This window comes from Pseudomonas lactucae (assembly GCF_016937615.1).
Lineage (GTDB): Bacteria > Pseudomonadota > Gammaproteobacteria > Pseudomonadales > Pseudomonadaceae > Aquipseudomonas > Aquipseudomonas lactucae.
The window spans coordinates 1-646 of sequence record NZ_JAFHKI010000268.1 but is presented as its reverse complement, the minus strand read 5'-3'; the positions used below and the strand labels follow the sequence as shown (position 1 = coordinate 646).

Genomic DNA, 646 nt, shown 5'->3' with positions numbered 1-646 from the left:
CACCGTATCGGCCGTACCGGCCGGGCCGGTCGTTCGGGCGAGGCCATTTCCCTGGTCGCACCGGACGAAGAAAAACTGCTTAAAAGCATTGAGCGCATGACCAAGCAGAAAATCGCCGACGGCGACCTGATGGGCTTCGATTCCAGCGCCGTGGAGGCCGAAAAGCCTGAAGCGCGCGAGCGTCCGGACGTGCGTAACCCACGCAACCCGCGCGGTCCGAAGGGTGATGGCCCGAACGGCGGCGGTGGTGGCGGTGGTCGTCGCGACAAGGGCAAGGACAAGGGCGGCAAGGAAAAAGCGCCGACCAACGGCCGTGGCGAACGCCCGGCCCGTGAACAAAAGCCCCGCGAAGGCACCCCGGCCCGCGAGCAGCGTCAGCCGAGCCAGCCGCCACGCGCCGCCGCGGACCGCGCTCCGGACGAGTTCCTCGACGACGACGTGGATAACTTCGGTAACCGCGTCGACTACGTGCCCCAGGCCAAACCGGCCCAGGGCCGTGGCCGTCGTCCAGGTGCACCCGCACAAGGCGCTGGCGCGGCAGCTCCACGCAGCGGCCAGCCTCAGGGCGCTCGTCAGAACGGCCCGCGCAACAGCAGCGGCGGCACCACCGGTACGCCACCTGCCAAGCGCAGCGGCCCGCGTAACG

At 69.7% G+C, this 646-nt stretch carries 1 pseudogene; it reads left to right on the top strand.

The features are described 5' to 3' along the window. Positions 1-646: pseudogene (locus JWR98_RS29195) on the top strand (DEAD/DEAH box helicase); the annotation flags it as partial.